General features: G+C 69.8%; 8 protein-coding genes. All 8 read left to right on the top strand.

What is annotated here, in order from left to right; genetic code table 11:
- The first annotated feature begins 152 nt into the window (after positions 1 to 152).
- The 8 genes from LCD33_RS16590 (at position 153) to LCD33_RS16625 (ending at position 8642) form a co-directional block, all read left to right on the top strand.
- Entirely contained in the window at positions 153 to 920 is a 768-nt protein-coding gene (locus LCD33_RS16590) for a 1-acyl-sn-glycerol-3-phosphate acyltransferase (RefSeq protein WP_224955327.1), read from the top strand.
- Positions 921 to 1116: 196 nt separating this feature from the next.
- Entirely contained in the window at positions 1117 to 1617 is a 501-nt protein-coding gene (locus LCD33_RS16595; protein WP_224955328.1) for a polyadenylate-specific 3'-exoribonuclease AS, read from the top strand.
- A gap of 156 nt (positions 1618 to 1773) precedes the next feature.
- On the top strand, positions 1774 to 2811 hold the full coding sequence (locus LCD33_RS16600) for a 6-phosphofructokinase (RefSeq protein ID WP_224978016.1): 1038 nt from the start codon (positions 1774 to 1776) through the stop codon (positions 2809 to 2811).
- A gap of 129 nt (positions 2812 to 2940) precedes the next feature.
- A complete protein-coding gene (locus LCD33_RS16605; protein ID WP_224978017.1) occupies positions 2941 to 4359 on the top strand; it encodes a class II 3-deoxy-7-phosphoheptulonate synthase in 1419 nt (472 codons plus the stop codon).
- A gap of 408 nt (positions 4360 to 4767) precedes the next feature.
- Positions 4768 to 5529: a DeoR/GlpR family DNA-binding transcription regulator gene (locus LCD33_RS16610; protein WP_224955331.1), complete on the top strand. Its 762-nt coding sequence runs from the start codon at positions 4768 to 4770 to the stop codon at positions 5527 to 5529.
- A 16-nt stretch (positions 5530 to 5545) separates the two neighbouring features.
- Positions 5546 to 6907 carry a sugar ABC transporter substrate-binding protein gene (locus tag LCD33_RS16615; RefSeq protein ID WP_224955332.1) on the top strand — a complete coding sequence of 454 codons (1362 nt, stop codon included), beginning with the start codon at positions 5546 to 5548 and terminating at the stop codon, positions 6905 to 6907.
- Complete coding sequence (locus tag LCD33_RS16620) at positions 6904 to 7827, top strand: carbohydrate ABC transporter permease (protein ID WP_374108060.1); 924 nt, start codon at positions 6904 to 6906, stop codon at positions 7825 to 7827. The genes LCD33_RS16615 and LCD33_RS16620 overlap by 4 nt, the downstream gene beginning before the upstream one ends.
- A complete protein-coding gene (locus tag LCD33_RS16625; RefSeq protein ID WP_224955333.1) occupies positions 7824 to 8642 on the top strand; it encodes a carbohydrate ABC transporter permease in 819 nt (272 codons plus the stop codon). The genes LCD33_RS16620 and LCD33_RS16625 overlap by 4 nt, the downstream gene beginning before the upstream one ends.
- Positions 8643 to 8759 lie beyond the last annotated feature (117 nt).

An 8759-nucleotide genomic window follows, 5' to 3' on the forward strand; every position in this document is an offset into this window, starting at 1 on the left:
CCGCCGCTGTCCGGACATCGTCGCACGCGAGGGGCCTCCGCGGGGCGATCTCCAAGCGCGTGATCCGTCTCGGGCGGGGTCGCATTGTGCGGGCAGACCGGGCTCCGTAACCTTGAACGAGGCATTCCGGGTGTTCAGAAAGGCAGCGGCGCGTGCTGTACTGGGTGATGAAGCACATCGTGCTCGGTCCGCTCATGAAGCTGTTCTGCCGTCCACGGGTGGAGGGCGTCGAGCACGTGCCGGAGTCCGGAGCGGCGATCCTGGTCAGCAACCACGTCGCGGTCGCCGACTCGTTCTTCATGCCGCTGATGATGCCGCGCCGGGTGACGTTCCTGGCCAAGCGGGAGTACTTCACCGGCACCGGGATCAAGGGCAAGCTGCAGAAGTACTTCTTCTCCGGCGTCGGCCAGGTGCCGATCGACCGCTCCAGCGGTGCCGCGGCGCAGGCCGCGCTGGACACCGGGGTGCGGCTGCTGCGCGAGGGCAAGCTCCTCGGCGTCTACCCGGAGGGCACCCGCTCCCCGGACGGCCGGCTCTACAAGGGCAAGACCGGGGTCGCACGCATGGCGCTGGAGGCCGACGTGCCGGTCATCCCGATCGCGATGTTCGGCACCGACAAGGTCAACCCCATCGGCTCCAAGATGTGGTACCCGCACAAGGTGAAGGTGAAGGTCGGCGAGCCGCTGGACTTCTCCCGCTACGAAGGGCTCGCGGGCGACCGGTTCGTGGAGCGCTCGATCACCGACGAGATCATGTACGCGCTGATGGAGCTGTCCGGCCAGGAGTACGTGGACGTCTACGCCGCGAAGGCCAAGGACGACCTGGCCGCGCAGGGCAAGCACGTCGCGGGCTGGACCGTGCAGGGCCGGCCGGACGGTCCCGGCGGCGCCGACCGGCTGCCGCGCTCCCAGGCCGGCTGACCGCCGCGCGCTCCTGCCGCGCCCGGCTCGCCGGCCCTGATCGCCCGCACCGGGCCGGATCTCCGGCCGGTCCCCCGGAAGTCGCCGTCCTCGGGCGGAAGACCGCCGAGGACGTCGGCGGCCCAGCACACCGCTCATCGGGCGACGGTCCCCGGGGCCGGTCCTGACCGGTGGGCGCCGTCCTTACGCTGGACCGGTGCGGTTCTTCTACGACTGTGAGTTCATCGAGGACGGCCAGACCATCGACCTGGTCTCGATCGGGGTGGTCGACGAGACCGGCCGCGAGTTCTACGCCGTGTCCACCGAGTTCGACGAGTCCAAGGCGGGGCAGTGGGTGCGCCGCAACGTGCTGCCGCAGCTGCCGCCGCCCGCGGACCGGGCGTGGCGCTCGCGCAGCCGGATCCGGGACGACCTCTACGAGTTCCTGACCGCGCGCGATCAGGACGTGGAGCTGTGGGCCTGGCTGGCCTCCTACGACCACGTGGCGCTGGCGCAGCTGTGGGGCGCGATGCCCGCGCTGCCGCCGAAGGTCCCCAAGTTCACCCGGGACCTGCGGCAGCGCTGGGAGGACGTCGGCAAGCCGCGGCTGCCCTCCGCGCCGGCGAACGCGCACGACGCCCTCGCCGACGCCCGGCACAACCTCACCCGGTGGAAGGTGATCGAGGAGGTGCAGCGCAAGCGCGGGTTCCCGCTGTGAGCGCCCGTCCTCGCTGACCAGGTACTTCGCCGATCTTCGCATCATTCGCGCCCGATTTGTCGCCCGGTCGGAGTACTTGCTGCACCGATACAGGGCGTGACAGGCTCCCCACGAGATCCAGATCACTCATGGAGCGGATCAAGGGAGGCGGCGACGATGCCGGCTGGAACGCGTATCGGAGTGTTGACCGGCGGTGGCGACTGCCCGGGGTTGAACGCGGTGCTGCGCGCGGTCACCCGCAAGGGGATCGCGGTGCACGGGCACGAGATCGTCGGGTTCCGCAGCGGCTGGCGGGGGCCGATGGACGGGCTCACGATGCCGCTCGGGCTGGAGCAGGTCGAGGACGTCCTCGCCCGCGGCGGCACCATCCTCGGTTCCTCGCGCACCAACCCGTACCAGGAGCAGGACGGCGTCGAGAAGATCAAGCGGACCCTCGCCGAGCACGGGGTGGACGCGCTGATCGCGATCGGCGGCGAGGACACCCTCGGCGTCGCCGAGCGGCTCAACCAGGACGGCGTGCCGGTGGTGGGCGTGCCGAAGACGATCGACAACGACCTCGACGCCACCGACTACACGTTCGGCTTCGACACCGCCGTGCACATCGCCACCGAGGCGATCGACCGGCTGCGCACCACCGCCGAATCGCACCACCGGGCGCTGGTGGTGGAGGTGATGGGGCGGCACGCGGGCTGGATCGCGCTGCACTCCGGGCTGGCCGGCGGCGCGAACGTGATCCTCGGGCCGGAGAAGCCGTTCAGCGTGGACCAGGTCTGCGAGTGGGTGCAGCAGCGCTTCGAGCGGCAGTACGCGCCGATCATCGTGGTCGCCGAGGGATCCGTCCCGCAGGACGGCCAGGAGGTGCTGCTGACCGGGGAGACCGACGCGTTCGGCCACGTGCGCCTCGGCGGCGTCGGAACCTGGCTGGCCGACGAGCTGGCCCGGCGCACCGGCAAGGAATCCCGCGCGGTCGTGCTCGGCCACACCCAGCGCGGCGGCACGCCGACCGCCTACGACCGGGTGCTGGCGACCCGCTTCGGGCTGCACGCGGTGGACGCGGTCAGCGAGGGCGCCTTCGGCAAGATGGTGGCGCTGCGCGGCACCGACATCGTGCGGGTCCCGCTGGGGGAGGCGACGGCGAAGCTGAAGACCGTTCCGCTGTCCCGCTACGCCGAGGCCGAGGTGCTGTTCGGCTGACGCGGTGATCGTTCCGGCGCCGTCCCGCCCACCGGGTGGGGCGGCGTCCGCGCGTCCCGGGCGGTCGTCCCGGGCGGCCGAGCGGGTGAATCGATTCGCCCGGCGTGCGCTCCGTCTCTCCCAGGTGAAATGCACTGGCCAGCACGGCCTATCCTGGTAAATGTGAATTGGACCGTCGATGTTCCGGTCGATGAACTTCCGGAACTTCCTCCGCTGCCCCCTGAGATGCGCGCCCGCCTGGACGAGGCGCTGAAGCTGCCCGCCGCACAGCAGCCCGAGTGGCCCGAGGAACAGGTCGCGAAGGTCCGCAAGGTGCTGGAGAGCGTGCCGCCGGTGACCGTGCCCTCCGAGGTGGACCGGCTGCGCGGACAACTCGCCGCCGTCGCCCGCGGCGAGGCGTTCCTGCTGCAAGGCGGGGACTGCGCGGAGACCTTCGCGGACAACACCGAGCCGCACATCCGCGGCAACATCCGCACCCTGCTGCAGATGGCGGTCGTGCTCACCTACGGCGCGAGCATGCCGGTGGTCAAGCTCGGCAGGCTCGCCGGGCAGTACGCCAAGCCGCGCTCCAGCGGCACCGACGCGCTCGGACTGCCCAGCTACCGCGGTGACATGGTCAACTCGCTGGTCGCCACCGAGGAGGCCCGCAGGCACGACCCGTCCCGGCTGATCCGCGCCTACGCCAACGCCAGCGCCGCGATGAACCTGTCCCGCGCGCTGACCAGCGGCGGCATGGCCGCGCTGACGAAGGTGCACGACTGGAACAAGGACTTCGTGCTCAACTCGCCCGCGGGCGAGCGCTACGAGTCCGTCGCCGCCGAGATCGACCGCGGGCTGCGCTTCATGGCGGCCTGCGGGGTGGACGACACCAGCCTGCACGCGGTCGACCTGTACGCGAGCCACGAGGCGCTGGTCCTGGACTACGAGCGGGCGATGCTGCGGCTGGACGGCTCGCAGGAATCGCCGCGGCTCTACGACCTGTCCGGGCACTTCCTGTGGATCGGGGACCGCACCCGTCAGCTCGACCACGCGCACGTGGCCTTCGCCGAGCAGATCGCGAACCCGATCGGCCTGAAGATCGGCCCGTCCACCACGCCGGAGATGGCCGTGGAGTACGTGGAGCGGCTCGACCCGAACAACGAGCCCGGCCGCCTGACGCTGATCAGCCGGATGGGCAACGGCAAGGTGCGCGACGTGCTGCCCGCGATCGTGGAGAAGGTCAGCGCCACCGGCCACCAGGTGGTGTGGCAGTGCGACCCGATGCACGGCAACACCCACGAGTCGAGCACCGGCTACAAGACCCGCCACTTCGACCGCGTCGTCGACGAGGTGCAGGGCTTCTTCGAGGTGCACCACCGGATGGGCACCCACCCGGGCGGCATCCACATCGAGCTGACCGGCGAGGACGTCACCGAGTGCCTCGGCGGCGCCCAGGACATCTCGGACACCGACCTGGCCGGCCGGTACGAGACGGCCTGCGACCCGCGGCTGAACACCCAGCAGTCGCTGGAGCTGGCGTTCCTCGTCGCGGAGATGCTGCGCAGCTGACGCGCGCGGCGGGCCGCGAGGACCGGCGGGCCGGGGTGGGCGACCACCCCGGCCCGTTCGCGTTCCGGCCGCCGACGGGACCGTGACCGGCGATCTCCGGTCGATCGTTGCTCGAATGGGATCTTCATCGGTTCCGAGACCACGGTTCCGCGCGGTCCTGTGGTGCCGTTGCCGCACATCCTGGGCCAGATGGTCGCTGCCGCCGTCTGCTTCCGACTCCTTTTGCTTCTGCGCGTATTCCTGTGGTCACGCTCCGCATTCACCTTGGGCTGATCGGGGCGGACGCTGGTCCTATTGCTGGTCGTGCACCCTTGACGGTGACTGCGAACACCGGCTAAACAAACTCGGTCAGATGAAAGCGGACCGATTCGGGCATCGGAGTCGGGTCGAGACCGGAGGCCGACCAGGGTGTACGCGCGTGAACGCCAGCAGCTCATCGTCGAGCGTGCGAGGCAGGAGGGCCGCGTCGACGTGACCGGACTCGCGGGGGAGCTGCAAGTGACCCCGGAGACGATCAGGCGCGACCTGACCGTGCTGGAAGAGCACGGACTCCTGCACCGCGTGCACGGGGGTGCTATCCCGGTGGAGCGGTGGAGTTTCGATCCGCAGCTGTCCGCCCGAGAGAACGTGATGGTCGCCGAGAAGACCCGCATCGCGCGGGCCGCTCTCGCCGAACTGCCTGCCGAAGGCGCCATCCTCATCGAATCCGGCACCACGTGTGCCCGGTTCGCGGAACTGCTGCCGGCCGACCGCCCGCTCACGGTGATCACGGACAGCTTGAGCATCGCCGTCTCGTTGGCGGCGCGGCCCAACCTGTCGGTGCTCACCCCGGGCGGACGGGTGCGCGTGACCACCAACGGAGGTGTCGGGACCTGGGCGGCGCAACGGTGGCGAGAGGTGTTCGCCGATGTCGCCTTCCTGGGCACCGACGGGGTTTCCCTGCATCGGGGCCTCACCACTCCGGACCAGAATTCCGCTGAGATCAAAACACTGATGTTGCGCGGGGCGCGACGACGGGTCCTGCTCGCGGACCACAGCAAGATCGGCCCGGTTTCCCTGCACCGGTACGGCGAACTCTCCGAGGTCGACGTGCTGGTCACCGATACCGGGCTGGACCAGGGCATCGCCGAGGACATCGAGGCGATCGGCCCGCGCGTGGTGCGAGCGTGAGCAACGGCAGAAAGGGATGCCGATGAATTTCGGCAGGAAATGGTGGTCGCTGGTCGCCATGGCGGCGGCGGTGCTGCTCACCGCGAGTTGCGCGGGAGCGGGAGCGATCGGGTCCGGCGACGGGCGCCGGGTGCTGCGGGTGGCGGTGGTGTCGAACCCGCAGATGGAGGACATGCAGGACCTGGTCGGGGAGTTCGAGGCGCAGCACCCCGACGTGCGGGTGCGGTTCATCTCGCTGCCGGAGAACCAGGCGCGGGACAAGATCACCCAGTCGGTGGCCACCGGGAGCGGCCAGTTCGACGTGGTGATGGTCAGCAACTACGAGACGCCGATCTGGGCGGCGAACGGCTGGCTGCACGATTTGGATCCGCGGATGGACGCGACTCCGGGCTACGACAAGGACGACTTCATCCCGTCCATCAAGGACTCGCTGTCGTACCAGGGCCACATGTACGCGGCCCCGTTCTACGGCGAGACGGCGCTGCTGAACTACCGCAAGGACCTGTTCGCCGAGGCCGGGCTGACGATGCCGGAGAACCCGACCTGGCAGCAGGTCGCGGACATGGCGGCGAAGCTCGACGGCGGCCCCGGCGGTCGCGCCGGGATCTGCCTGCGCGGCCTGCCCGGGTGGGGCGAGGTGATGGCGCCCCTCAACACCATGATCAACTCCTTCGGCGGGCGCTGGTTCGACGAGGACTGGAACGCGCAGCTCACCTCGCCCGAGGTGCGCGAGGCGGTGAACTTCTACGTGGACCTGGTGCGCGACCACGGCGAGCCCGGCGCCTCCAGCAGCGGCTTCACCGAATGCCTCACCGAGTTCGGCCAGGGCAACGCGGCGATGATGTTCGACTCGACGTCCTCGGCGGGCACGCTGGAGGACCCGAAGGAGAGCACCGTCTCCGGCAAGATCGGCTACGCGAACGCGCCGACCGGCCCCGGCGGCAAGCCCGCCAGCTGGCTCTACACCTGGGCGCTGGGCGTGCCGAAGACGACCGAGATGCCCGACGAGGCGTTCGACTTCATCGCCTGGTCCACCTCCAAGCAGTACCTGCGGACCGTCGGCGAGCGGCTCGGCTGGCAGAACCTGCCCCCGGGCAGCCGCCAGTCCACCTACGAGATGCCGGAGTACGAGAAGGCCGCCGCGGCGTTCGGGCAGCAGACGCTGCACGGCATCAGCCGCGTCGACCAGACCACCCCGAGCTCCCAGCCCACGCCCTACCAGGGCCTGCAGTTCGTGCGCATCCCCGAGTTCGTCGACCTCGGCACCCGCGTGAGCCAGCAGATGTCCGCGGCCATCGCCGGGAGCAAGACCGCTGACGAAGCGCTGGAGCAGGCGCAGCGCTACGCCGACACCGTGGGGGAGAACTACCGGCCATGAGCACTGCGGAGATGACCGCGGCCAAGGGCGCGACCCTCAGCCGCAAGGAGAAGTGGTCCCGCCGGGGACCGTTGCTGCCCGCGCTGATCTTCACGATCATCATCACGCAGGCCCCGTTCCTCGCGACGATCTTCTACTCGTTGCACTCGTGGAACCTGCTCAACCCCGGTTCGTGGGGCTTCATCGGCCTGTCGAACTACGTGGACGTCTTCACCGACAGCGAGTTCTACACGGCCGCGCTGAACACCGTCGTGATCACCGTCGGCTGCGTGCTGGTGTCGCTGGCGCTGGGCGTCGGGCTGGCGCTGCTGCTGGACCGGCCGTTCTTCGGGCGCGGCGTGGTGCGCACCATGCTCATCACCCCGTTCCTGATCATGCCGGTCGCCTCGGCGCTGCTGTGGAAGACGAGCATGCTCAACCCCACCTACGGGCTGGTGGACGCGGTGCTCAGCCCGATCGGGCTGGGCGGCGTCGACTGGGTCGGGGAGCACCCGATGGTGTCGGTGCTGGCCGCGCTGGTGTGGCGCTGGACGCCGTTCATGATGCTGATCGTGCTCGCCGGGCTGCAGAGCCAGCCGCGCGACGTGCTGGAGGCCGCCAAGATGGACGGCGCCACGCACTGGCAGACGTTCCGCTTCATGACGCTGCCGTTCCTGCGCCGCTACATCCAGCTGGCCGGGCTGCTGGGCTCGATCTACGTGGTCAACACGTTCGACGAGATCTTCATGATGACCCAGGGCGGTCCCGGCATCGCCACCACCAACCTGCCGTACTACCTCTACCAGCGGGTCTTCCAGGGCTTCGACGTCGGCCAGGCGGCCGCGCTCGGCGTCGTGGTCGTGATCCTGACCATCATCGTGGCCACCTTCGCGTTGCGCGCGATCTTCACCGCCATTTCCGGCAAGGAGGTTTCGGAATGAAGCGCCGCACGGCGGGAGGGACCGCACTGACGATCATCGCCTGGGCGCTGGGGATCGTGTTCGTGTTCCCGGTGTTCTGGATGGTGCTGACGTCGTTCAAGCAGGAGGCCGACGCCTACACCGACGACCCGAAGTTCCTGTTCACCCCGACGCTGGACCAGTACCGGCTGGTGTTCGACGGGGGTCTCGGGCCGTACCTGCTGAACTCGCTGATCGCCACGGTGATCTCGTGCCTGCTGGTGGTGGTGCTGGCCGTGCCCGCGGCCTACGCGCTGTCCATCCGGCCGGTGAAGGGCACCAAGGACGCGCTGTTCTTCTTCATCTCCACCAAGATGCTGCCGGTGGTCGCGGCGATCGTGCCGATCTTCGTGGCCGCGCAGAACATGCACCTGCTGGACAACGTCTGGTCGCTGGTCCTGCTCTACACGGGCATGAACCTGCCGATCGCGGTGTGGATGATGCGCTCGTTCTTCCAGGAGGTGCCCTCCGAGGTGCTGGAGGCGGCGAAGGTGGACGGTGCCGGGCTGCGCACCGAACTCACCCGGGTGCTGCTGCCGATGGTGGCCCCCGGCATCGCCGCGACCGCGCTGATCTGCGCGATCTTCGCCTGGAACGAGTTCTTCTTCGCGGTGAACCTGACCGCGATCAACGCACCCACGGTGCCGGTGTTCCTGGTCGGCTTCATCACCAGCGAAGGCCTGTACTGGGCGCGGTTGTCGGCGGCGGCGACGCTGGCGGTGCTGCCGGTCGTCATCGTCGGCTGGATCGCGCAGCGCCAGCTGGTGCGCGGGCTGTCCATGGGCGCCCTCAAGTGATCGGACCGGTTCACCTCCGGTGAACCGGCAGACGGGCCCCCCCGCCCCCCCGGCCCCCCCCCCCGGGGGGCGCCCCCGCGGGGGGGGGGGCGCGGGGGGCCCCCCCCGCCCCCCCCC

The organism is Saccharopolyspora sp. 7B (assembly GCF_020177435.1).
Classification (GTDB): domain Bacteria; phylum Actinomycetota; class Actinomycetes; order Mycobacteriales; family Pseudonocardiaceae; genus Saccharopolyspora_C; species Saccharopolyspora_C gregorii.

Bases quoted from the DNA above. Each gene is read 5' to 3' on its own strand.
- LCD33_RS16605 (WP_224978017.1), top strand. From the start codon at position 2,941: ATGCACTGGCCAGCACGGCCTATCCTGGTAAATGTGAATTGGACCGTC.
- LCD33_RS16615 (WP_224955332.1), top strand. From the start codon at position 5,546: ATGCCGATGAATTTCGGCAGGAAATGGTGGTCGCTGGTCGCCATGGCG.
- LCD33_RS16625 (WP_224955333.1), top strand. From the start codon at position 7,824: ATGAAGCGCCGCACGGCGGGAGGGACCGCACTGACGATCATCGCCTGG.
- LCD33_RS16600 (WP_224978016.1), top strand. From the start codon at position 1,774: ATGCCGGCTGGAACGCGTATCGGAGTGTTGACCGGCGGTGGCGACTGC.
- LCD33_RS16620 (WP_374108060.1), top strand. From the start codon at position 6,904: ATGAGCACTGCGGAGATGACCGCGGCCAAGGGCGCGACCCTCAGCCGC.